The organism is Streptomyces sp. NEAU-sy36 (genome assembly GCF_013423905.1).
GTDB lineage: Bacteria > Actinomycetota > Actinomycetes > Streptomycetales > Streptomycetaceae > Streptomyces > Streptomyces misionensis.
Genome location: NZ_CP058977.1, coordinates 5,112,888 through 5,135,048, shown reverse-complemented (window position 1 = coordinate 5,135,048; position 22,161 = coordinate 5,112,888). Strand labels below are relative to the sequence as shown.

Sequence of the window (22,161 nt, the reverse complement as noted above, 5' to 3'; positions counted from 1 at the left end):
GTCCGGTGAATAGGAAGGCCGGTTCGTGGCGGAAGCCATTGGGTTCGCCGTGCTCGGAACGGTGCGTGTGCACCGGGACGGGCGGGCACTGGACATCGGATCACCACAGCAACAGGCGCTGCTCGTCGCCCTGTTGCTGCGTTCGGGCAGAGCGACGTCCTCCGAGGAACTCCTCGCGTCCGTCTGGGGTGAGGAGGCCCCGAGTTCCGCGCTCGCCAGCGTGCGCACCTACGCCTGGCGGCTGAGACGGGCCCTGGAGAAGGACGCGGCCACGCCCGAACTCCTCGTCTCCCAGCACGACGGCTACCGTCTGGTCGTCCCGCCGCTGGCGCTGGACGCCGACCGCGCGGAACACCTGGCGGGGCACGCGCAGCGGGCGCGGGCCGCCGGGGACGACGAGGCCTGCGGCCGGCTGCTCACCGAGGCCCTGGACCTCTGGCAGGGTTCCCCGCTGACCGGAGTGCCGGGGCCGTTCGCCGAGCAGCAGCGGTCGCGGCTGACCGAGCTGCGGCTGGGGTTGCAGGAGGAACTCTTCGAGTGTGAGCTGCGCGCGGGCCGGCACGGCTCGCTCATCCCCGATCTGACGGCCTTCATCCGGGAACACCCGCTGAAGGAACGGCCGTACGCGTTCCTGATGCGCGCGCTGTACGCCGCCGGACGCCAGGCCGACGCGCTCGCCGTGTACACCCGGGCCCGTGACGTGCTGGCCGAGCAACTGGGCGTCGACCCCGGGCCCGAACTCACCGCGCTGCACGAACAGGTGCTGCTCGGAGACCCCTCGCTGCACACCCCGGCGCACGAACCCGAGACGATCCGGGCGGCCGGCGCCGAGGAGGCGGACCACGCGGTGGGGGCGGCACCGGCGCCGGTTCCTCCGCGTCCCGCCCAACTGCCCGCCGACACCTCCGACTTCACCGGACGGACCGGGCACGTGGAGCACCTGTGCCGGGCCCTCACCGCGGCCGGGCGGTCCTCGCTCGCGGTCGCCGTGGTCAGCGGCATGGGCGGGCTGGGCAAGACCACGCTGGCGCTGCGGGTGGCCCACCGGGTCAAGGAGGAGTACCCCGACGGACACCTCTACGCCGACCTGCGCGGCAGCGGGCTGGAGCCGGCCGACCCGGGTGCCGTCCTCGGCAGCCTGCTCGCCACGCTGGGCGTGCCCGCCCACACCCTGCCGGCCATGACGGAGGACCGCGCGCGGCTCTTCCGCACCCTGCTCGACGGTCGGCGGGTGCTGCTTCTGCTGGACAACGCCCGGGACGCGGCGCAGGTCGCGCCGCTGCTGCCGGGCTCCGCCGACTGCGGTGTCCTCGTCACCAGCCGCACCCGGCTCGTCGGGATCTCCACGGTCGCCGCCGTGGCCCTCGACGTCTTCGACACCGAGGAGGCGGTCGCGCTGCTCACCGCGATCGCCGGCCCCGAACGCGTCACCGCCGAGCCCGACGCGGCGGCCGAACTGGTGCAGGCCTGCGGCAATCTGCCGCTCGCGGTGCGCATCGTCGCCTCCCGGCTCGCGGGCCGGCCCCGCTGGCAGCTGGCGACCATGACCCGCCGGCTGGCCAACGAGCAGCGCAGGCTCGGCGAATTACGAGCAGGCGACCTCGCGGTGGCCGTGGCCTTCGAACTCGGCTACCGCCAGCTGCCCGAGGACCAGGCGTGCGCCTTCCGGCTGCTCGCCCCCGTGGCCCGCACGAGCATCGGACTGGAGGCGGCGGCCGCGGCCCTCGGGCTGGACGAGCACGACGCGGAGGAGAGCCTGGAATCACTGGTGGACGCCGCCATGCTGGAGGCCCCCCAGCCCGGCCGCTACCGCTACCACGACCTGGTGCGGGCCTACGCGCTCCAGCTCGGGACGTCCCCGGGCGACGGCGGCCCGGAGGCGGGCGTCCCGGTCCTCGCCCCGCTCCTGGAGCACCTGGTGGCCCGCGCGTGCGCGGCCTTCCAGTGCATGGTGCCGGGCGACCCCGCCGACATCTTCCGCACGGCGGCGTCCGAACCCGCACCGCCCTTCGCCGACATGGCCGACGCACTGGACTGGGTGAGCACCGAGTTCGAGTGCGTGGCCAACGCGGTCACCCTGGCCGCGCACGGCCCGATGGGCGCGGAGCACCGGACGCTGCGGCTGGCCGCGGACCTCCTGGTCGCCCTGAGCCCGTTCGGCAAGGACATCGCCTACGGCGAACTCGCCTCGGCCGCCGCGCAGTTGGCGGAGACGGCGGCTCGGCGCGGTGACGACTACGCGGCCGGGCGCGCCCGGTTCGTCTGCGGCAACGCGGCGCTCCAGAACGCCCGGCTGGAACAGGCGGAACTGATGACCCGGCTCGCCAGCGAGTCCTGCCAGCGCGCCGACGACGTGGTCATCCTGCGCCAGACGCTGAACGACCGGGGGCTCATCGCGCAGTTCCAGCACCGTTACGCGGAGGCGGAGCGGTGCTACGAGCAGGCGATCGAGCTGGCACGGGAACTCGGCCACCGCTCGGGCGAACTGGTGACCACGCTGAACGCGGCGCAGGCGGCACTGCGCAGCGGCCGGGCCGAGGAGGCGCTGCGGGTCTGCGACGAGACGCTGACGGCGCTGCGCGAGGTGGCGGACCACTACGGCATCGCCTACGCGCTGTACGTCCGGGGCATGGCCCTGCACGAGCTGGGACGGTACGCCGACGCGGTCGCGAGCCACACGGAGTGCCTGGACATCTGCGACACCTGGCAGATCCGCGGGCAGGAGTCGCAGGCCCGCTTCCGGCTCGCGGAGACCCTGCGGGTCATGGGCCGGGGCGACGAGGCGTTGTGGGAGGCCGGCCGGGCCCTGACCCTGAGCGAGCAGCGCGGCGCCGACCGGGACCGGGGCCTCGCCCTGCTCGTCCTCGGATGCACGCTGGCCGATCTCGGTGAACGGGAGGAGGCACTGGCCCGCGCCCGGCAGGCGGCGTCCGTGCTCACCCGGCTGGGGCTGCCCGACGCCGAGGACGCGACGGACCTCGTGGCGTCCCTCTCCACCCCGGAGTGAGCGACGGCTCCGCGTCCCTCCGGACGGGCCCGCGGAGCTCCGTACGAAGCCGCGTACGAAGCTCCGCAAGAGGTCCGTATGAGATCCGTCCGGAGATCCGTACAGACGTCGCATAGACGTCGCGTAGATGCCGGTGCCGCGGTGGGGATCGAGGCTATATCCGGCGAATATCCGGTGTAGATCACCGGTTGGCAGAGTTCCGGTCACGAGCAAGCAAGCCGAGCGAAAGCAGACGTGACGATGCCTTCCAGCCATTCCATCGCCGTGCGCACCACCTTCGCCGCCGCGGCCGCCATGTCGGCGCTTCTCCTCACGGCCGGTGTCCAGCACACCGGGCCGGCCGCCGGGTCCTCCCTGAGCGTGCGGGCCGACGGCGCCGACCAGCCCGAGGCGTCGGTCCCCGACGAGTGGAACAGCAGGGGCTGAAGGGGGCCCGAAGTGGACCGCCGGAGGGGGATTCCGACGGCCCGGCGCGACGGTGACGGACACAACGGGGAGATCATGAACAGCAGCAGTTCCACAGCGCTGGCCCAGCCGGCGGTGGCCGAGATCGTGCGCAGCGCGCGGACGAGCCGCGGGGTGAGCCAGCAGGACCTCGCGAGGAGATCGGGGATCGGTCTGCGCACCCTGAGAGAGATCGAGCGCGGGCGGGTACGGGACCCGCGCACCGGATCGCTGCGCGGTATCGCGCGCGCCCTCCAGGAGCCGGAACTGCTCGCCCGGGTGGGCGAGGCGCAGGACGGTCCCCGCGCCCGCACCTGCGCGAACGAGCCGCTGGTCCTGCGGATACTGGGCCGGCTCTCGGCCTCCCACGGCGGAGGGGAGCTGGCCACCGGGACGCCCAAGCAGCAGCTGCTGCTCGGCCTGATGGCCCTCCAGCCCAACCGGGCCGTCGGCCGCGACGAGATCATCGACGTCCTGTGGGGCGACCGGCTGCCGGACTCCTTCGGCCAGCTGATCCACACCTACGTCTCGCGCATCCGCAGACTGCTGGAGACGCATCATGTGCCGGGCGCCGGCCGCATGTCGGTCGTGCGGCGCGGGACCGGTTACGAACTCCGGGCCGACGACCCCGCCACCCTCGACGTCCTGGAGTTCGACCGCCTCACGCGTGCGGCCGAGTCCGCGCGGGCCGCCGCCGACCCGGCCACCGAACTCGCCCTGCTCGGCGACTCGCTGCGGCTGTGGCGCGGACGGCTGCTGGAGGGGATGCCTTCGGCGCTCCAGCGGCACCCGGTCGCCGTCGAGCGGTCCCGGCGGCGGGTCACCTCCGCGCTGCGGCTCACCGACCTCGCCCTCGCGCGGGAGCAGTACGAGGAGGTGCTGGCCCGGCTCGAACCGATCGCCCGGGAGGAGCCGCTGCACGAGGGGCTGCACGCCCGCCTGATCACCGCGCTGGCCGGGTCGGGCCGCCGGGCGGAGGCGCTGGAGCTGTACGTCCGCGTCGACCGGCGGCTGCGCGAGCTGAGCGGCATCGCTCCCGGCGACGAACTGCGCGGCGCCCAGATGGCCGTGCTCCGGGAGGAAGCCGGCCGCTGACGGACCGGCACGCGGCCGCCCGGCGCCCGCTCACGCGTCCCGGCGCCGCAGCACGAGCCAGCCGCCGGTCGCGGCCAGCACGGCCCAGACCACCATCACCAGGAAGCCGGTCACCGGCCCGTAGGGCGCCGCCGCGTCCAGGTGCAGCCGCAGCGGGTACTGGCCCGCCCGGTCCGGCAGGTACCAGGCCAGGTCGCGCAGCCCCGGGATCTCGGCGAGGACGGGGGAGACCAGGAACAGGAACGGAACCAGCAGGCCCATGGCGAGCGTCAGGCTGCGCAGCATCGCGGTGATGCCCATGCACATCACGGCCAGCACCGGGAAGTACAGCGCGCCCGCCACGACGGCGCGCACGGTGCCCGCGTCCCCGAGGTGCGCGCCGTGGCCGGCGAGCAGCCGCTGCGAGACGAGGAACGTACCGGCGGAGGCCACCACCCCGGCCACCAGCGACAGGGCCGCCCCCGTGGCCAGCTTGGCGCCGTAGAACAACCCGCGCCGGGGCACGACGGCCAGGGAGGTGCGGATGGTCGCGGTGCTGTACTCGTTGCCGACCACGAGCACCGCGAAGGCGATTACCATGACATGGGCGAAGAAGATGCCGTAGTAACCGAGTTGCACCGGGTCGAAGGACCTCGCCCCGGCGTCGTCGGCGCCGACCGAGCCGCACACGCCCGCGCCGATGCCGATCAGCAGCAGGGCGGCGAGCGGCAGTGTCCAGACGGTCGAGCGGACCGAGCGGATCTTCGTCCACTCCGAGTGGAGAACGGCGTTGACCGACATCCTCAGGCCACCTCTCCCAGGGGTCGCGCCACGTATTCCATCGCGTCGGAGGTCATGCGCATGAAAGCGTCTTCCAGAGAGTCCTCGATCCGGGTCAACTCCAGTACGGGAGCGCCCTCGTGAGCGGCGATCAGCCCGATCTCGTCGGTGCTCGCGCCGTACACCTCGAAGCCGTCGCCCGCGGGGCCCTCCACCCGGAGCCCCTTGCGGCCGAGGGCCTGACGCAACCGTGCGGGGTCGGCGGTGCGGACCCGCACCCGGCCGCGGCCGTGCTCCTCGGCGAACTCGGGCATGGACACATCGGCCAGCAGCCGGCCCCTGCCGATGACGACGAGGCGGTCGGCGAGCAGCGCCGTCTCCGCCATCAGATGGCTGGAGACGAACACGGCCCGGCCCTCGGCGGCGAGGTCCTTCAGGAACGTCCGCAGCCAGCGGATGCCCTCCGGGTCCAGGCCGTTGACCGGCTCGTCGAGGATCAGCACCCGGGGGTCGCCGAGCAGGGCGGCGGCGATGCCCAGCCGCTGCCGCATGCCGAGCGAGAAGCCTCCGACGCGCCGCTTGGCCGCCGGGGCGAGACCGACCTGTTCCAGCACCTCGTTCGCGCGGTGGTCCGCGATGCGGTTGGCGCGGGCGACGCACAGCAGATGGTCGCGGGCGGTGCGGGCGGGGTGCACGGCACCGGCGTCCAGGAGGGCGCCGACGTGGCGCAGCGGCTCCTTCAGTTCGGGATAGGCGTGTCCGAGGACGCGGACCCGGCCCTCCTGCGGGCGGTCGAGACCGAGGATCATCCGCATGGTGGTCGACTTGCCGGCCCCGTTCGGACCGAGGAAGCCGGTCACCAGACCGGAGCGCACCTGGAAGCTGAGCCCGCGCACCACGGTGCGCTCGCCATAGGCCTTGACCAGTCCCTGGACGTCGATCGCGGGCGGGTCCTCACCGGCCGGGGAAGTGCTGTCGCTGCTCATGCCACCGAGCGAACCAGCACGCCGCCGACACCGGATCCCCCCGCGGCGGGAACGGTGTCCCCCCTGAGAGGGAGACGGCGGGGGACGGCATCGTGCATCTGAAGCTCTACGCCGCCCTGACCAGGGGCGCCACCTACTCCCGCGCCCTGCACGTGCTCATCGGCGCGGCCGTGGGACCGGTGTGCGTCCTCGTCTACCCGGGCTTCTCCCCCTCGCTGCCGAGGACCCTGGCCGCGGCCGCCGTGGTGCCGGTGCCCCTGCTGCTCCTCCTCGGCCTGGTGCCGGCGGTGCGGCACGCCGAGGGGCTGCAGGCCCGGATGATGCTGGTCCCCGCCAGCGAGGGGCAGATCGGGCTCGCCCCGGCCAGGGGGCCGGCGGCGGGCTGGCGCACCGGTCTCTGGCTGGTCGTGCGCGCCTGGTGGGGGCTGCTGGTCGCCAGTGTTCTCGCCCAACTGCTGTCCGTCACCGGTACGTTGGCCACCGTGCCCGCCCTCGAACGCACCAGCACCGTGCTCGGCGTGCAGATCGAGGGCGGTCCGGGGCGCACCTGGGTGCTGGCCCTCGTACCGCCTGCCCTGCTGCTGATCGCCGGGGTCGTCATCGGCGCCGGACAGGTCCAGCTCGCCGTCGCCAGGAGGCTGCTGGGCCCCTCCACGGCCGAGCGGCTGGCCGACGCCGAACGCCTGGCCGACGAGCTGCTGGCGCGCAACTGGCTCGCCGCGGAGCTGCACGACTCGATCGGGCACGCCCTGACGGCGACCGTCCTCCAGGCCGGTGCCGCCCGCGAACTCATCGACGTGAACCGGGACTTCGCGGTCCGCGCGCTGACCTCCATCGAGGAGACCGGGCGCCGCGCCATGGACGACCTCGAACGCACCCTCGGCCATCTGAAGGAGGCGGAGCGACCCGCGGCCCGCACGGCCCGGCCCACCCTCGCGGACATCGGCCAGCTGCTGGAGGCCAGCCGGGCGGCCGGGGCGACCGTGCGGTCCCGTACCGCCGAGGACGTCACCGCCGTGCCCGGGGTCGTCTCCCGGGAGGCCTACCGCATCCTCCAGGAGGCCCTCACCAACGCGATGAAGCACGCGCCCGGCGCGCCCGTGGACGTCGTCCTCGACCTCACCGACGAGCACGTCGACCTCTGCGTGGCCAACACGCTCGTGCCCGGCACCCGGCGGGCGCACGGCACCGGCAAGGGGCTGCGCAGCCTGCGGGAGCGCGCCGCGCTGCTGGGCGGCCGGGCCACGGCACGGTCCGAGTCCGGGCGCTGGATCGTCAGCGCGCGCCTTCCCCTGCGGCTGGAGTCATGACCACGATGCCCATCTCCGTCCTGCTGGTCGACGACGAGGAACTGGTCCGGGCCGGCATGGCCGCGATCCTCGGCAACAGCCCCGACATCACCGTGGCCGGCGAGGCGTCCGACGGCTCCGAGGTGATCGGTCTGGTGCGCCGGCTGCGCCCGGACGTGGTCGTGATGGACGTCCGGATGCCCCGGGTCGACGGCATCACGGCGACCCGCGATCTGCTGGCCGCCGTCCCGGAACCGCCCCGGGTCCTGGTGATCACCACGTTCGAGCACGACGACTACGTCTACGAGGCCCTCAAGGAGGGAGCGTCGGGCTTCCTGCTCAAGCGCTCCCGGCCGGCCGAGATCGTCCAGGCCGTGCGCACCGTGGCCACCGGGGACTCGGTGCTCTTCCCCGCCGCCCTGCGCACCCTGGTCTCCGGGCGCCGCAGGCCCGGCTCCGGCGACGCCCTGGCCCGTGCCCAGCTCACCGCGCGGGAGGCGCAGGTGCTGCGGCTGATGGCGCGGGGCATGTCCAACACGGAGATCGCCAAGGAGCTGTTCCTGGGGGTGCAGACCGTGAAGACCCATGTCAGCAGCACCCTGGCCAAGCTGGGCGCGCGCGACCGCACCCAGGCGGTGGTGATCGCCTACGAGTCCGGGTTCATCGAACCGCGGTGAGCGGCCGGTCAGCCGGTGATCTCCTTCAGCCGGGCCACGACGGAGGCCTCGCTCTCGCCGTCCTGCGGCACCGGCACGATCTGGAGGTGGGTCACGCCCGCCTCGCGGTACGCGGCCAGCCGGTCCCGTACATAGCCTTCCGGGCCGCAGATCGTGGTGGCCTCCAGGAGCGCGTCCGGGACGGCGGCCGCGGCCCCCGCCCGGTCGCCCGCCTGGAACAGCCGCTGGATGGCCTGCGCCTCCTGCGCGTAGCCGTAGCGGGCGACCAGGTCGTGGTAGTAGTTGTGGCCGGGTGCGCCCATGCCCCCGATGAAGAGGGCGAGTTGGCCCCGGGCCAGCTCCCGCGCGCGGGCGGCGTCCGGGCCGATGGCGAGCAGTCCGCCGGCCGAGACCCGCAGCGGGCCGAGCCGCGGGTCGCGGGCGGCCGCGCCGGCCCGGAGCGCAGGCCCCCACACCTGGTCGCACCACTCGGGCACGAAGAACATCGGCAGCCAGCCGTCCGCGGTCTCGGCCACCATGTGGACGTTCTTCGGGCCGAGCGCGGCGACCCACACCGGGACCGACGGACGTACCGGCGGGGTAAGCAGCCGCATCGGGATGCCGAGGCCGCTGCCCTGCCCCTCGGGCAGCGGCAGCCGCACGGACGCGCCCTCGTAGCTCACGGGCTTGTCCCGCTTCCAGAACGCCCGCATGACCTCGATCGTCTCGCGGGTGCGGGTGACCGGGGCGGTGAACGGCACCCCGTGCAGCCCCTCGACGACCTGCGGACCGGAGGAGCCGAGCCCGAGGTGGCAGCGTCCGCCCGAAAGCGCGTCGACACCGGCGGCGGTCATGGCCAGCAGCGCCGGGGTGCGGCTGTACACCGACAGGATGCCGGAGCCGATCTCCAGCCGCTCCGTGCGGGCGGCGAGGAAACCCATGAAGCTGGGCGCGTCGTAGCCGTACGCCTCGGGCACCCAGATGAGATCGAGCCCCGCCCGTTCGAGTTCGGCGGCCTGCGCCGCGGCGCCCACGATGTCGCCGTCGTACTTGAGCTGCATGGAGATCTGCACGGGAACGACTCCGATCGGAGAAAGGGGCGTGGGTCAGCGGGTGCGGGGGGCCGGGGTGTCCAGGCGGGTCAGGGCGCCTTGGGCGATCAGCTCGCGCACCCGGAACTTCTGGACCTTCCCGGAGGCGGTCAGCGGCAGCGCGTCCGCGGTGAACCACTGCGTGGGGACCGTGTGCGGCGACAGCCGTTCCCGGCAGCGTTCGACGAGGAACTCCGCGTCGGGCAGCACCTGTTCGCCCGGCGAGGGCAGCAGCACGGCGGCGACGACCTCGCCCCACAGGTCGTCCGGCACGCCCACGACGACGGCGTCGCGCACTCCGGGCAGCGTGCTGAGGAAGGTCTCGACGGGACCGGGGGCTATGTTCTCGCCGCCGCGGATCACGAGGTCGCCGAGCCGGCCCTCGATGCGCAGGGCACCGGTGGCGTCCATCGAGCCGAGGTCGCCGGTGCGCACCCAGCCGTCCGCGTCCACCTTGCGCGCGGTGGCGGCGGGATCGCCGTAGTAGGACAGGAGTTGCTGGTAGCCGCGGGCGCAGATCTCGCCCACGACGCCCAGCGGCTGGACCCGTCCGGTGTCCGGGTCGACGATCTTGCAGGAGGCGTGCGGCAGCGGCCGGCCGACGGTGCTGGTCTTCTCCTCGGCGGTGTCGCCGGGCCGGGTCAGGGTGAGCACGGAGGCGAGTTCCGTCTGCCCGTAGAGGTTGAAGACGGTGGTGGCGAACAGCTCCTCGGTCTCCCTGATGAGCTGGGCGCGCACCGGAGCGGCTCCGGTGAGGACCGCCGACAGCCGGACGGGTGCGCCGGTGGCGGCCCGCGCGGCGTTGCCCAGCGCGGTGAGGATGGTCGGCACACTGGTCAGCACCGCGCCGGGGGAGCGGCGCAGCACCTCCAGGAGGACCGCGGGCTCGAACCGTTCCAGCAGGGTGAAGGTGCCCCCGCACCACAGCGGGCCCAGGCAGGAGATGACCGCTCCGGCGGTGTGGAACATCGGCAGCGGCGAGACCACCGTCGCGCCGTCTCGGACGCCGAGGCCCTCGAAGGTCAGCCGGGCGACGTTCACCACCGACCGGTGGGACAGCAGGACGGCCTTCGGAGCACCGGTGGTACCCGAGGTGAACTGGATCTGCGCGGGCACGCCGGCCGCGACGATCTCCTCCCGGGAGGGCAGCGGTGCGCTTCCGCGCAGCGCTCCGGGCTCGCTCAACGGCAGGACGTGCCGCAGCCCGGGCAGACCGGCCGCGACGGTGCGGGCCACCTCGGCCATGTCGTAGTCGCGGCTGCGATCCGCGTGCAGCAGCAGCTGCGCCTCGGAGGTGCGCAGGGCGTGGTCCAACTCCTCGGCGCGCAGGGCGGGGTTGAGAGTCACCAGGGTCACCCCGGCCAGCGCGGCCGCGTACTCGATCACCGGCCACTCCGGCACGTTCGGCGCCCACAGGGCCACCCGGGCGCCGAGGCCGACGCGTTCGCGCAGTCCGGCGGCGACGCCCTCGGCCTCGGCGAGCAACTGGGCGTAGGTCCAGCGGCGAGGTGTCCCGCCGCCCTGCGGGACCGACTCCAGGGCGATGCGGTCCGGCCACGCGGCGGCCACCTCGCGCAGCAAGGAGCCGACGGTGTGGGAGGAGAGCGGGACGGTGGTGTCCGCCGGCCGGAGCGACTCGGGGAGCGCGCGGTCGGCCGGTGGTGCGGTGATGGTGCGCATGGGCGGGGCTCTCCTCGACGGGTGTGGACGGCGCTGGTCGGTGCCGTACCGAGCCAAGCCGGAGCGCGCCGGGAGCGGATCCCCCGGCGGCTGGAAGCGGCTCCCTCCCGGGAGGGAGCCGGTGGGCGGAGGCAGCTCGCGTCCAGTTCACGTCCAGTTCCCGTCCAGGGACGGGCCGCGGCGCGCCGGTAGCGTGCCCCCGCGTGCGCCCTCGGTGGGCGCGCGGCGAAGGGGAGGTGCGATGGGCGGGGACGCGACGGCGGACCGGGGGCCCGCGATGGCCGGGCTGCGGATCCTCGATCTTTCGAGGCTGCTGCCGGGCGGGTTCGCCACGGTGCTGATGGCCGACCTCGGCGCCGATGTGATCAAGGTGGAGAGCCCCGACGGCGGTGACTACGGGCGGCTGGTCGATCCCGTCACGTTCGCGGCGCTGAACCGCAACAAGCGGTCGGTGGTCCTCGATCTGCGGGAGGAGGCCGGGCGCGAGACGCTGCTGCGGCTGGTGGAGCGCTGCGACGCGGTCGTGGAGAGTCACCGGCCCGGTGTGCTGTCGGGCATGGGGCTCGGCTACGAGCGGCTGCGGGCGGCGAACCCGCGGGTGGTGCTCTGTTCGATCACCGGCTTCGGACAGACCGGCCCCTACGCCGGCCGGCCCGGCCACGACCTCAACTTCCTGGCGCTGTCCGGGTTCTTCGCCGTGCCCCACCGCCCGGGGCGGTCCGTCGACCGGGTCGGGGTGCGGGTGGCCGACCTCGCGGGCGCGATGTACGCGGCGCTGTCGCTGACGGTGGCGGTCGCCGCGGCCCGGGAGTCCGGCGAGGGCCAGCACCTGGACGTGTCGCTGCACGAGGCGGCGGCCGGCTGGGCGGGACCGCTCGCCCTGCCCCTGCTGGGGCTGGCCGACCCCGCCGACAGCCCGCTGGTCACCGGTGACAACGACCTGTTCACCGTCGCCGACGGCGGGCGGATCGCCCTGGCGACCTTCGAGGACAAGTTCTGGCTGGTGTTCCGCGAGGCGTTCGCCGGCGAGTTCCCCGAGCTCGACGACGACCGGTACGACCGCCGCGCCGACCGCACCCGGGACCGCACCCGGGTCGCGGAACTCCTGCGGGACGTGTTCGCCCGCCGGGACCTCGCCTGGTGGTGCGCCCGGCTGGCCCCGCTGGACCTTCCGTGGGCGCCGGTGTACGAGACGCCCGGGGAGTTCCTCGCGGACGAGCATGTCGTGGCCCGCGACCTGGTGGGCGTCCTGCCGGGCTCGCCGCACGCGGAGCCGCGCCGGCAGGTGCGCTTCCCCGTGCGCTTCGGCGCCGGCCTCGACTCGCTGCGCCGTGCCGCCCCGGCGCACGGCGAGCACACCGCCGAGATCCTCGGCGAACTGGAACAAGAACGCGCACGCGTACAGGAACGCGAACGGGAACAGGAGCCGAAGCGATGAGCGACGTCCGCGAACGGGCCGCGAGCGGCTTCGCCGAGACCACGGAGCGGCGGGCGCTGCGCGAGGCCGTCGCCGCCTTCGCCCGGGGCCGGGGCGCCGGCGCCGCGACCCCGCGCGACCCCGGGGAACTGTGGGACGAAGCTGGAAAGTTGGGCTACCTCGGGGTCAATCTGCCCGAGGAGTACGGCGGCGGGGGGCAGGGCATCACCGAGCTGTCCATCGTCCTGGAGGAACTGGGCGCCGCGGGCAGCCCGTTGCTCATGCTGGTGGTCTCGCCCGCGATCTGCGGAACGGTCATCAGCCGCTTCGGCACCGCGGGGCAGCAGCGCCGGCTGCTGCCGGGGCTCGCCGCCGGGACCTCCCGGATGGCGTTCGGCATCACCGAGCCGGACGCGGGCTCGAACTCCCACCGGCTGACCACCACAGCCCGCCGCGACGGCACGGACTGGCTGCTGACCGGCCGCAAGGTGTTCGTCTCCGGCGTGGACGAGGCCGACGCGACGCTGGTCGTCGCCCGGCGCGCGGACGAGCGCACCGGCCGGCTCAAGCCGTGCCTGTTCGTCGTCCCGCGCACGGCCCCGGGTTTCGAGTTCCGGGAGATCGAGATGGAACTCACCGCGCCGGAACGGCAGTTCCATCTGTTCCTGGACGAGGTGCGGCTGCCGGCGGACGCGCTCGTCGGCGACGAGGAAGCGGGCCTGGAGCAGCTGTTCGCGGGCCTGAACCCCGAGCGGATCATGATGGCCGCGTTCGCGGTGGGCATGGGCCGGTACGCCCTGGCCAAGGCGGTCGACTACGCCCGTACCCGCCAGGTGTGGTCGGCGCCGATCGGCGCGCACCAGGCGGTGGCGCACCCGCTGGCCGAGGTCCACATCGAACTGGAACTCGCCCGGCTGATGACCCGCAGGGCGGCCGAACTCTACGACGGCGGCGACGACCTGGCCGCGGGCGAAGCCGCGAACATGGCGAAGTACGCCGCCGCGGAGGCGGGCGCCCGCGCCGTCGACCGGGCGATCCACACCCTGGGCGGCAACGGGCTCACCGCCGAGTACGGGCTCGCCTCGCTGCTGGGCCTCTCCCGGGTGGCGCGGATCGCCCCGGTCAGCCGGGAGATGATCCTCAACTTCGTCTCCCACCACACGCTCGGGCTGCCCAAGTCCTACTGACCCACCGGTCTCCAGCGCGACGAGGCCCCGCGATCCGCGGGGCCTCGTCGCCGTGCGTGCGGGGTCAGCGGGCGAGCGGCACCCCGACGCCCAGGGCCCGCGCGCGCTCGAACACCGCGGCGGCCACCGCGATGTCCTGCACGCCCATCCCGAAGGGATTGATCACCACCCGCTCCCGGTCCCCGACGCGGCGGTGGTAACCGCCCGAGAGGAGGGTGGGCAGGGCGGCGTCCACCGCGCGGCCGTCGTGCGGCGCGGACGCCCCGGGGCCGGTGACCCGGCCCGCGCGGGCGAGGACGCCGAGCAGGCGGTGGTCGTCGTCCACGACGAGGTCCCAGTCGTCGACGAACAGGTGGTCGCAGCCCAGCAGCAGACTCTCGGCCGCGTCGTCCAGCGACACGTTGACGAACGTCCCGCCGGCCGGCACCCAGTCGAGCTCGACGTAGGGCTCGGTGGTGGTGGTCACCGCGATGGTCAGCTCGGCCCGCTCGACCGCGTCGCGGGGCTCGGCCGCCACGGTCACGGTGACCGCGGGATCGGCCGCGCGCCAGGCGGCGGCCACCTCACCGGCCCGCGCCGGGTCCTGGTCGTACAGGTACAGCTCCTCGACGCCCGGGCAGGCGGTGGCGAGCAGTTCACGGTGCACCTCGGCCTGCCTGCCGCAGCCGAGGAAGGCCACCCGCCTGATCCGGGCCGTGTCCCGCACGGCCCGGACGGCGGCGATCGAGACCCCGGCGGTGCGCAGCGCGCTGATCCGGCCGCCCTCCATGATGCAGACCGGCCGCGCGGTCTCGGGGTCGTACAGCACGATCAGGCCCGCGGCGCGCGGCAGGCCGAGCAGATGGTTGCCCAGCGAGGCGTTGATGATCTTGCAGCCGTAGCTGTTCCCGGACCAGCCCGGCAGGATGAGGCTGCGGGCGGCGGCGCCCGAGCCGGTGGTCCAGCGCAGCGCGGCCTCGGGGGCGAGCCCTGCCTCCTTGCGGGCGTAGGCCAGCAGGGTGCGGTGGGCGAGGTCGACGACCGGCAGGTCCGCGGTGAGCCGTCGTACGTCGGCGCCGTCGAGATAGGTGAGGGTGTCGTCCGGGTGTCCGGTCATCGGTCCGTCTTCTCTTCGGGGTGGATGTGGTTCAGCACGGCCAGCGCCGCGCGGATCTCCGCGTCGGACTCGGGCGCGCCGGGGCCCGCCGTCCCGTGCAGCTGGGGGTACTTCTCCCCACTGTCCGGGCAGACGCACGCGATCTCCCGCAGCGCCGGGTCCAGCCGGGCCCGGACGACCGCGCCGAGCACCGCGGCGCCGCCGCTGCCGCCGAGCGAGATCCCGGTGTGCCGCCGCACCAGGGAGCAGGCCGCCGCGGCCGCCGTGTCCCCGATCCGGACGACGTGGTCGACATGGCCCGGCTCGATGAACCCGGAGACCTGCCCGGACCCGAACCCCATGAGCTTGTGGGGCCGTTCGGCGGGGTCCCCGCCGAGTGCGGAGGAGCCCACGGCGTCCACCGCGATGATCCGGGTCCGGGGCGCGTTGCCCCGGAAGTGCCGGGCGAGTCCGGCCAGCGTGCCGCCGGTCGAGACGGCCACGGCGAGGGCGTCGAAGTGCCCGTCCGGAGCACCCTTGACCAGCTCGGGGCCGGTCTGCCACTCGTGCACGCCGGGGTTGGCGGGCGAGGCGTACTGGTTGCTCCACACGGCGTCCGGGTCCGCCGCCAGGATCTCGCGCACGGCGGCCAGCCGGGCGCCCAGCGTCCGGCCGCCCGGCACCTCGCGCACGGTCACCAGGTCCGCCCCGAACGCGGCCATCCGCTCGACGCTGCCGCGGGGCGTGGTGGGCTCCACCACCAGCGTGCAGCGGTAGCCGCGTTCCGCGCACAGGCCGGCGAGCGCCACCCCGAGATTGCCGGAGGTCGACTCGACCACGCGCATGCCGGGCCGCAGTGCTCCGGACGCCTCCAGCGCGGCCAGCAGGGCCTCGGCCGTACGGGCCTTGATGGAGCCGAACCGGTTCTCCGACTCCAGTTTGAGCCAGACGCGCACGGTACGGTCGCCGAGCGCGATCCGCACGGGCCGCAGCGGGGTGTTGCCGATGCCGACCGAGCCGGCGGGCACCGCGAGCGCGGTGGGTTCCGTCATGGGTGCTCAGTCCTCGGTGCTCTGGGTGCGGGCCGCCGGCCGCTGCCGCACGGGTGGGACGGGGCGGTGCGGGCCGATGTCGGCGAGGTCGTAGCCCGACGGATAGCCGGGGTACGTGCGGGCGGTGGGCCGGGTCATCAGCCGGGTCATCAGCCGTGGCGCGAGCCGCTCGGCACGGGCGTGGCCGCGCAGCCCGGCGTGGTGCAGGGCGCGGGCCCAGCGCGGCGGGCGGGCCAGGCCGAGGGCGTCGAGCGCGGGGTCGTCCAGCCGGCACGGCAGGGTGGCGCAGACCAGGTCCCGGACCGGGCGCCGGTACCAGGAGGCGTAGAGGCCGATGATGGCCGTGCCCACGCGGTGGTTGCTCGGGGCCCGGTCGAAGCGCGCCCGCTCGTACTCCCGGTTGAACGCCTCGAACGTCGGATAGTCGGTGGGGATGTCTTGGATGTTCATCCGCTTGCCCACGTTGGCGAAGAAGTAGAACGCGGCCAGCCGCTCCGTCTCGCTGGTCGGGCGCCAGGCCCAGCGGTCGATCCAGCGCACCGGCTCGAACACGAACGTGGACAGGACGTAGAGCATGTCCTCGTTCGCGATGTCGAACCTGCGGTGCGCGTTGTTGATCTGCCGCAGCGCCTGGCGGCCGCGCGCGGAGTCGTATCCGCCGCGGACCAGCTCGCCGAGGAGGATGCGGGTGTCGTCGTAGCGCTTCTGTGCCCGCAGCGCGAACTCGCCCGAGCCGTCGAGGACTTCGGAGATGGCGGGCACGCAGCAGGTGCGCCAGATGGCGACTTCGAGGCCCCGGCCGTAGTCCCAGGGGAACTCGCGGTCGGAGGATATGCGGTGGATCTCCTCGTGGTCCGCCTTGGGATCGAGGGTTTCCAGGTGTCTGAGTGTCGCGAAGCGGTCTCGCATCCGTACCCCGTTCACGGTGGGAGGGCGGCTACAGCGGTGTGGACCCGGTGGCGCCGGCCACCTCGGGCCGGGTGGGGTCGAAGCGCAGCGTCTCGAAACGCCACTTGAGCTGGCCGGTGAGCCAGCTGCGCAGCCCGGCGACGTGCCGCTCCAGCCGGTCCGCAGGGAACAGGGCACGCTGCCCGGGCGTGAGTCCGTCCGCGAAGTGCGCGCTCAGCTCGGTGAACCGGTCGAAGCGGCCTTGGATCATCGCGCCCACCGCGTCGGCGGAGGTCTGCAGATCGGTGCCGTGCGCGTGCTGGTGGACCAGGACGAGATTGTGCGGGTCGCCCAGCAGCGCCTCCTTCTCGCAGGAGAAGAGGTCGTTGGTCCACAGGTCGGCGTCGGACAGGGCCGCGTTCATCTCGGCGAACTCCGGGAGCCGGTAGATCTCCTCGGGCACCTCGGCGTGCGTGGTGACCTCGATGAGGTCCAGGTAGGGCATCAGGGCCCGGCCGCGCCTGGCGATGTACTCGTCCAGCTCCGGCACCCGTCCGGTGAGCCGGTTCTCCGACTCCCAGGCGCAGGTCTCGAAGAAGTCCGCGACATGACCCGCGAGCCGGGTGCGCCAGGCCGGGGAGGTGAGGGGGACGGTCCGGCGCCACAGGTCCGCGTAGGCCGGCCGGAACACCTCGGTGACCGAGTGGGCGGGGGTGACGGACTCGTCCACCGAGCCGTCGGCGGTGAACCAGCCCAGCACCTCCGCGCACACCTCGCGCAGCCGCGCCGGGTCGGTGCCCAGCGAGGTCTCGTCGAACTGGTCGTCCAGCACCAGCATGGTGCTGATCCAGTCGGTGACCAGCTGGAGTTCGAAGGCCCCGGCGTGCGGATAGGCGCGGCCCATCAGCGTGCCGAGCAGGGAGCGTTCGTGGTGGCGGCGCGCCGCCTCGTCGGGTACCAGGCCGTAGCGGGCCACGAAGACGCGGGTGCCCGCTTCGGCGTCGTCGGCGTACGGGCTGAGTTCGGCAGGGAATTCCACATGGATGTGGGGCATGCGCAGGGGCACGTTGTCACCCGTCGTCGGTGGCGGAAGGCTGGTGGTGGGGGTGGGGGAAAGGCCGGGAAGGGAACGTCACGCGGGCAGCTGGAGGGACTTGACCTCCTGGAACTCCTGGATGCCGTGGCGTCCCAGCTCCCGGCCGTGCCCGGACTGCTTGTAACCGCCGAACGGCGCGGCGGCGTTGAACCTGGCCCCGTTGACGTCGACCTGGCCGGCCTGGAGGCGGCGGGCCACGGAGACGGCCCGCTCGACGTCGGCGGACCAGACGGTCGCCGCGAGGCCGTACGCGGACCGGTTGGCCAGCTCGACGCCGTCCGCGTCGTCGTCGTACGGCAGGACGGCGAGGACCGGGCCGAAGATCTCCTCCTGGGCCAGAGCGGAGGAGGGGGACACCTCGGTCCAGACGCTCGGGGCCACGAAGTGGCCGGCGGGTGACGGGCGGATCGCCGGGTCGGGCTCGGTCACCCGGCGCGCGCCGTCGGCGGCGGCGCGGGCCAGGTGACCGAGGACGCGCTCGCGCTGCCCGGCGGAGACCAGCGGACCCAGCCGGCAGGCCGGGTCCTGCGGATCGCCCGGCACGTAGCCGGCGACGACCGAGCGGGCCACGTCGAGCGCCTCGTCCAGCCGGTGGCGCGGGACGAGCAGCCGGGTGCGGGCGGAGCAGGTCTGGCCGGCGTTGTGCAGGGCGCTGTGCACGCCGTCCTCGACCGCGACGGCGAGGTCGGCGTCGGACAGCACGAGGGTGGCGGACTTGCCGCCCAGCTCCAGGCAGGTCCGCTTGACGGTGCCGGCCGCGGCCGCGCCGATCGCCCGGCCTGCCGCGAGCGAGCCGGTGAAGGACACCAGGTCGACACCGTCGTCGGCGGCCAGCGCCGCGCCCGCCGACGCGCCCCGGCCGGGCACGAGGTTGAAGACGCCGGGCGGCAGGCCGATGCCGTCGATCAGTTCGGTCAGCAGGTAGGCGGAGAGAGGGGCGAGTTCGCTCGGTTTGAACACCAGGGTGCAGCCGGCCGCGAGCGCCGCACCGATCTTGGCGACGGCCTGGTGCAGCGGGTAGTTCCAGGGCGTGATGGCGGCGACCACCCCGACCGGCTCCCGCACCACGAGAGAGTGCCCGATCCGCTCCTCCGCGTGCGCGGCGCCCAGCGCGTCGATGAACCCGTCGAGCACCTTCGGGGGCAGCCCGGCCTGGACGCGCCGGGAGAAGGTGATCGGCGACCCCATCTCGCGGGTGACCGTGCGGGCCAGCTCCTCGTGGTGCTTGGCCAGGGCGTCGCGCAGCGAGGACAGCGCCGCGATCCGTTCCGCCGGGCCGGTCGTGGACCAGCCGGGCAGGGCGGAGCGGGCCGCGTCGACCGCGTGCCGGACGTCCTCGTTGCCGCAGTCGGGCACCTCGCCGACGGTCTCGCCGGTCGCCGGGTTCTCGACGGCGATGGTCCCGGTGGAGCGCGGCGCGGTCCACCGGCCACCGAGATAGACCGACCGCAGGGGCAGTGAACTCATGGTGTGAAAGTCCCTTTCGGCGGCTGACCATGGGGGGAATTCCGGAAGTGATTGCGGTCCACTCTAGGGACGGTTCCGGTGGGTCGACTTGATGAATTCTGTACGGGAAAACTGCCGCCCATAAAGGGTGGTGACGGGCCGGGGAAAAGTGATTAAAGTGCGGTGCTCGAAATGCCGTGACGCCGAAAAGACCCGGGAGATGGCCACCCGTGACGCCCGCACCCTCCGTACACGCCGTGCCCCCCGCCGAGCGCTGGCTGCGCCGGTTCCGTCCGGTGGCCGGCCCCCGGCTGCGGCTGGTCTGCCTGCCGCACGCGGGCGGCACCGCGGGCGCCTTCCACGGCTGGGCGGCGGCGCTGCCCGGCGACGTGGAACTGGTCGCGGTGCAGTACCCGGGCCGGCAGGACCGGTTCGCCGAGCCCTGCCTGCGGGACATGGGCGAGCTGGCCGACACCCTCGCGGGCGCCCTGCTGCCGCTGTTCGACGTGCCGGTCGCGCTGTTCGGGCACAGCATGGGAGCGGCCCTCGCCTACGAGGTCACGCTGCGGCTGGAGACCCTCCACCGGGCCCTGCCGAGCCGGTTGTTCGTCTCGGGCCAGACCTCGCCGACCCGCCCGCGGCGCGACCGTGACCTCCACCTCGGGGACGACGACGCGCTGCTGGCCGGCCTGCGGGAACTGGGCGGCATGGACGAGGCGGTGCTCGCCGACCCGGAGCTGCTGCCCCTGCTGCTGCCCTCCTTCCGCGCCGACCTGCGGCTGATCGAGACCTACCGGCCGCGCCTGACGGCGCCGGTACGGGCCCCGGTGACGGCCTGCGTCGGCGACGCGGACCCCGAGGTACCCGTCGCGGACGCCGCCGCGTGGGCCGACCTGGCGGCCACCGAATTCGACGTCCGGGTCTTTCCCGGCGGGCACTTCTATCTCGTGGACAGGGAGGCGGAGGTCGTCGCGGATATCGCCGGACGGCTCGCCGCCGTGCGCTGAGTCATTTCTTCCGGACGGACGGTGTCCGGACCATCGCCCGAGGAGTCTGGTGAATTGTGTCAGAGGAGTCTTTCCGGTGCGGGATGACGAAAGGGGCGCCGTCGGGCATGGCCGCGACTGAATCCCCGGCCACCCTGCTGGTGGACCGGCCGGCCCCCGGGATCGTGGTCGCCACGCTGAACCGGCCGGCCCGCCGCAACGCCCTCGACGAGGACCTGTTCGCGCGGCTCACCGCGCTCTGCGCCGACCTGCGCGCGGACCCGACGGCGCGCGTGCTCGTGCTGACCGGGGCGGGCGGCACCTTCTGCGCCGGGTACGACATCGGCGAGGTGGACCGGATCGCCGGCCTGCCGCCCCTGGAACTGCTCGCCCTGCTGCACCGCCAGGCGGCGGCGGTCACCGGGCTGCGGGAGCTGCCGCAGACGGTGATCGCCGCGGTCGACGGCACCGCGATCGGCGCCGGGCTCTCGCTCGCGCTCGCCGCCGACATCCGGCTGGCGGACCCGGCGGCCCGGTTCCGGGCCGCCTTCGTCAAGATGGGACTGTCCGGCGGCGACATGGGCGCCTCCTGGCTGCTGCCGAGGATCACCGGCCTGGGCTTCGCCTCCGAGATGATGCTGACCGGCCGCTTCGTGGAGGCGCCCGAGGCCGTCGAACGGGGGCTGGCCAACCGGGTCACCGAGCCCGGCGGAGTACGGCGAGCAGCCCTGGACCTGGCCGCGGAGATCGCGGTCAACAGCCCCGTCTCGCTCTGCCTCACCAAGCAGGTGCTGCAGAGCAACACCGACGCCCCCTCGCTGGCGGTCGCCCTGGAACGGGAGGCGCCCGCACAAGTCGTCGCCGCCCGCTCGCCGGACGTCCGCGAGGCGGTGGCCGCGTTCCGCTCCCGCCGGCCGCCCCGCTTCGACGGCGCTGCCGCGGCGCGGGACCACGTCAACCCAGCGGGCGACCTGGCGCCGCTGCAACGGAAGGACGCACCATGACCCGACTCGACACCCCACCCGCCACCGCCGCCACCGGCGCGTGGCGGCCCGGGATCGTCCGCCCGGCCGACCTCGGCGTGGCCGCGAGCCCCGAAGGACTGCGCCAGTTCCTGGCCGGCGCCGACATCGCCGGACTCCTGGCGGCCGAACGCGCCGTCTTCTTCCGCGGGTTCGGCGTCGGCACCGACAGCTACGACGCGGTGGCCGACCTGCTGCTGCCCGAGCGGCTGGCGTACGTCCACGGCAACTCGCCGCGCACCAAGGTCGGCCGCAACCTCTACACGTCGACCGAGTACCCGGCCGAGTACGACATCTCCATGCACAACGAGATGTCGTACGCCCACGCATGGCCCGCCAGGATCCTCTTCTACTGCGAGGTGGCGCCCGAGACCGGCGGGTCCACCCCCCTGGTCGACGGCCGGCTCTGGCTGGACTCCCTCGACCCCGAGGTGCGCGACGCCTTCGCCGGCGGTGTCCGCTACACCCAGAACCTGCACGACGGCGTGGGCTTCGGCAAGAGCTGGCAGGCCACCTTCGAGACCGAGGACCGCGCCGCGGTCGAGACCTTCCTGGCGGGAGCCGGGGCCGAGTGGAGCTGGCGGCCGGACGGCACGCTGCGGGTGACCCAGCTGCGCCGGGCGACCCTGGAACACCCGGTCACCGGCACCGAGGTGTGGTTCAACCAGGCCGACCAGTGGCACATCGCGGGCCTCGGCGAGGACGCGGCCGCGCTCGCCGCGATCATGCCCGAGGACGAGCTGCCGCAGAACGCCTCCTTCGCGGACGGGAGCCCCATTCCGGCCGCGTACATCACGCACATCCAGGAGACCGGCATGCGCACGGCGGTGGACGTGCCCTGGGAGGCCGGCGACCTGCTGCTCGTGGACAACGTCGCGGTGGCGCACGGCCGCCGGGCGTTCACCGGGGCGCGCCGGATCCTGGTGGCCATGTCGTAGCCGCGGCACGCCATCCGGGGAAGCCCGCCGGTCGGTGCGACCGGCGG

19 protein-coding genes are annotated in these 22,161 nt (G+C 74.0%); 10 read left to right on the top strand and 9 right to left on the bottom strand.

From position 1 onward, the window contains the following. The first annotated feature begins 25 nt into the window (after window positions 1-25). From HZZ00_RS22660 to HZZ00_RS22650, 3 genes are all read left to right on the top strand, one after another. The gene (locus tag HZZ00_RS22660; protein ID WP_257585092.1) at window positions 26-3,007 is read left to right on the top strand and encodes a BTAD domain-containing putative transcriptional regulator; all 2,982 of its coding nucleotides are present in this window, start codon (window positions 26-28) and stop codon (window positions 3,005-3,007) included. A 240-nt stretch (window positions 3,008-3,247) separates the two neighbouring features. Beyond that, on the top strand, window positions 3,248-3,433 hold the full coding sequence (locus HZZ00_RS22655) for a hypothetical protein (RefSeq protein WP_180328159.1): 186 nt from the start codon (window positions 3,248-3,250) through the stop codon (window positions 3,431-3,433). A 75-nt stretch (window positions 3,434-3,508) separates the two neighbouring features. Further along, entirely contained in the window at window positions 3,509-4,546 is a 1,038-nt protein-coding gene (locus HZZ00_RS22650) for a BTAD domain-containing putative transcriptional regulator (RefSeq protein ID WP_180328158.1), read from the top strand. A 30-nt stretch (window positions 4,547-4,576) separates the two neighbouring features. On the opposite strand, the gene HZZ00_RS22645 is transcribed toward HZZ00_RS22650, so the two are convergent. Both HZZ00_RS22645 and HZZ00_RS22640 read right to left on the bottom strand, forming a co-directional pair. Beyond that, window positions 4,577-5,326 (bottom strand): ABC transporter permease, encoded by a 750-nt coding sequence (locus HZZ00_RS22645; RefSeq protein WP_180328157.1) that lies wholly within the window; start codon window positions 5,324-5,326, stop codon window positions 4,577-4,579. Window positions 5,327-5,328: 2 nt separating this feature from the next. Next, window positions 5,329-6,291 carry an ATP-binding cassette domain-containing protein gene (locus HZZ00_RS22640; protein ID WP_180328155.1) on the bottom strand — a complete coding sequence of 321 codons (963 nt, stop codon included), beginning with the start codon at window positions 6,289-6,291 and terminating at the stop codon, window positions 5,329-5,331. A gap of 92 nt (window positions 6,292-6,383) precedes the next feature. Between HZZ00_RS22640 and HZZ00_RS22635 the strand changes: the two genes are divergently transcribed. Next, entirely contained in the window at window positions 6,384-7,601 is a 1,218-nt protein-coding gene (locus HZZ00_RS22635; RefSeq protein ID WP_257585088.1) for a sensor histidine kinase, read from the top strand. A 5-nt stretch (window positions 7,602-7,606) separates the two neighbouring features. Next, window positions 7,607-8,257: a response regulator transcription factor gene (locus HZZ00_RS22630; RefSeq protein ID WP_180333664.1), complete on the top strand. Its 651-nt coding sequence runs from the start codon at window positions 7,607-7,609 to the stop codon at window positions 8,255-8,257. Between the two features lie 8 nt (window positions 8,258-8,265). Here the strand turns inward: HZZ00_RS22630 and HZZ00_RS22625 are convergent, their stop codons facing one another. Then, window positions 8,266-9,309 (bottom strand): LLM class F420-dependent oxidoreductase, encoded by a 1,044-nt coding sequence (locus tag HZZ00_RS22625; RefSeq protein ID WP_180328154.1) that lies wholly within the window; start codon window positions 9,307-9,309, stop codon window positions 8,266-8,268. Between the two features lie 33 nt (window positions 9,310-9,342). Beyond that, window positions 9,343-11,007, bottom strand: a complete 1,665-nt coding sequence (locus HZZ00_RS22620) for a class I adenylate-forming enzyme family protein (RefSeq protein ID WP_180328153.1) — start codon at window positions 11,005-11,007, stop codon at window positions 9,343-9,345. A 241-nt stretch (window positions 11,008-11,248) separates the two neighbouring features. On the opposite strand from HZZ00_RS22620, the gene HZZ00_RS22615 reads away from it, so the two are divergent. Both HZZ00_RS22615 and HZZ00_RS22610 read left to right on the top strand, forming a co-directional pair. After that, window positions 11,249-12,445, top strand: coding sequence for a CaiB/BaiF CoA-transferase family protein (locus HZZ00_RS22615; RefSeq protein ID WP_180328152.1), 1,197 nt, complete (start codon window positions 11,249-11,251; stop codon window positions 12,443-12,445). Beyond that, a complete protein-coding gene (locus HZZ00_RS22610; protein ID WP_180328150.1) occupies window positions 12,442-13,611 on the top strand; it encodes an acyl-CoA dehydrogenase family protein in 1,170 nt (389 codons plus the stop codon). Before HZZ00_RS22615 ends, HZZ00_RS22610 begins: the two co-directional genes overlap by 4 nt. Before the next feature lie 64 nt (window positions 13,612-13,675). On the opposite strand, the gene HZZ00_RS22605 is transcribed toward HZZ00_RS22610, so the two are convergent. The 5 genes from HZZ00_RS22605 to HZZ00_RS22585 all read right to left on the bottom strand — a co-directional run bounded on the left by HZZ00_RS22605 (window position 13,676) and on the right by HZZ00_RS22585 (window position 19,189). Further along, window positions 13,676-14,707 (bottom strand): ornithine cyclodeaminase, encoded by a 1,032-nt coding sequence (locus HZZ00_RS22605; protein WP_180328149.1) that lies wholly within the window; start codon window positions 14,705-14,707, stop codon window positions 13,676-13,678. After that, window positions 14,704-15,738 (bottom strand): cysteine synthase family protein, encoded by a 1,035-nt coding sequence (locus tag HZZ00_RS22600; protein ID WP_180328148.1) that lies wholly within the window; start codon window positions 15,736-15,738, stop codon window positions 14,704-14,706. Before HZZ00_RS22600 ends, HZZ00_RS22605 begins: the two co-directional genes overlap by 4 nt. 6 nt (window positions 15,739-15,744) lie before the next feature. Then, a complete protein-coding gene (locus HZZ00_RS22595; RefSeq protein WP_180328147.1) occupies window positions 15,745-16,647 on the bottom strand; it encodes an oxygenase MpaB family protein in 903 nt (300 codons plus the stop codon). 28 nt (window positions 16,648-16,675) lie between these two features. Beyond that, window positions 16,676-17,680, bottom strand: a complete 1,005-nt coding sequence (locus HZZ00_RS22590; RefSeq protein ID WP_180328146.1) for a hypothetical protein — start codon at window positions 17,678-17,680, stop codon at window positions 16,676-16,678. Window positions 17,681-17,758: 78 nt separating this feature from the next. Continuing rightward, window positions 17,759-19,189 carry an aldehyde dehydrogenase family protein gene (locus tag HZZ00_RS22585; RefSeq protein ID WP_180328145.1) on the bottom strand — a complete coding sequence of 477 codons (1,431 nt, stop codon included), beginning with the start codon at window positions 19,187-19,189 and terminating at the stop codon, window positions 17,759-17,761. Window positions 19,190-19,398: 209 nt separating this feature from the next. On the opposite strand from HZZ00_RS22585, the gene HZZ00_RS22580 reads away from it, so the two are divergent. The 3 genes from HZZ00_RS22580 (at window position 19,399) to HZZ00_RS22570 (ending at window position 22,114) form a co-directional block, all read left to right on the top strand. Next, complete coding sequence (locus HZZ00_RS22580; RefSeq protein WP_257585083.1) at window positions 19,399-20,175, top strand: thioesterase II family protein; 777 nt, start codon at window positions 19,399-19,401, stop codon at window positions 20,173-20,175. 107 nt (window positions 20,176-20,282) lie between these two features. Then, a complete protein-coding gene (locus tag HZZ00_RS22575; RefSeq protein ID WP_180328144.1) occupies window positions 20,283-21,158 on the top strand; it encodes an enoyl-CoA hydratase/isomerase family protein in 876 nt (291 codons plus the stop codon). Beyond that, the gene (locus HZZ00_RS22570; RefSeq protein WP_180328143.1) at window positions 21,155-22,114 is read left to right on the top strand and encodes a TauD/TfdA family dioxygenase; all 960 of its coding nucleotides are present in this window, start codon (window positions 21,155-21,157) and stop codon (window positions 22,112-22,114) included. Before HZZ00_RS22575 ends, HZZ00_RS22570 begins: the two co-directional genes overlap by 4 nt. The last annotated feature ends 47 nt before the right edge of the window (window positions 22,115-22,161 follow it).

What these genes read in the sequence shown, in the direction of transcription:
- HZZ00_RS22650 (WP_180328158.1), top strand. Translation starts at nt 3,509, where the DNA reads ATGAACAGCAGCAGTTCCACAGCGCTGGCCCAGCCGGCGGTGGCCGAG.
- HZZ00_RS22605 (WP_180328149.1), bottom strand. Translation starts at nt 14,707, where the DNA reads ATGACCGGACACCCGGACGACACCCTCACCTATCTCGACGGCGCCGAC.
- HZZ00_RS22620 (WP_180328153.1), bottom strand. Translation starts at nt 11,007, where the DNA reads ATGCGCACCATCACCGCACCACCGGCCGACCGCGCGCTCCCCGAGTCG.
- HZZ00_RS22600 (WP_180328148.1), bottom strand. Translation starts at nt 15,738, where the DNA reads ATGACGGAACCCACCGCGCTCGCGGTGCCCGCCGGCTCGGTCGGCATC.
- HZZ00_RS22615 (WP_180328152.1), top strand. Translation starts at nt 11,249, where the DNA reads ATGGGCGGGGACGCGACGGCGGACCGGGGGCCCGCGATGGCCGGGCTG.
- HZZ00_RS22590 (WP_180328146.1), bottom strand. Translation starts at nt 17,680, where the DNA reads ATGCCCCACATCCATGTGGAATTCCCTGCCGAACTCAGCCCGTACGCC.
- HZZ00_RS22645 (WP_180328157.1), bottom strand. Translation starts at nt 5,326, where the DNA reads ATGTCGGTCAACGCCGTTCTCCACTCGGAGTGGACGAAGATCCGCTCG.
- HZZ00_RS22610 (WP_180328150.1), top strand. Translation starts at nt 12,442, where the DNA reads ATGAGCGACGTCCGCGAACGGGCCGCGAGCGGCTTCGCCGAGACCACG.
- HZZ00_RS22640 (WP_180328155.1), bottom strand. Translation starts at nt 6,291, where the DNA reads ATGAGCAGCGACAGCACTTCCCCGGCCGGTGAGGACCCGCCCGCGATC.
- HZZ00_RS22570 (WP_180328143.1), top strand. Translation starts at nt 21,155, where the DNA reads ATGACCCGACTCGACACCCCACCCGCCACCGCCGCCACCGGCGCGTGG.
- HZZ00_RS22630 (WP_180333664.1), top strand. Translation starts at nt 7,607, where the DNA reads ATGCCCATCTCCGTCCTGCTGGTCGACGACGAGGAACTGGTCCGGGCC.
- HZZ00_RS22585 (WP_180328145.1), bottom strand. Translation starts at nt 19,189, where the DNA reads ATGAGTTCACTGCCCCTGCGGTCGGTCTATCTCGGTGGCCGGTGGACC.
- HZZ00_RS22595 (WP_180328147.1), bottom strand. Translation starts at nt 16,647, where the DNA reads ATGCGAGACCGCTTCGCGACACTCAGACACCTGGAAACCCTCGATCCC.
- HZZ00_RS22575 (WP_180328144.1), top strand. Translation starts at nt 20,283, where the DNA reads ATGGCCGCGACTGAATCCCCGGCCACCCTGCTGGTGGACCGGCCGGCC.
- HZZ00_RS22655 (WP_180328159.1), top strand. Translation starts at nt 3,248, where the DNA reads ATGCCTTCCAGCCATTCCATCGCCGTGCGCACCACCTTCGCCGCCGCG.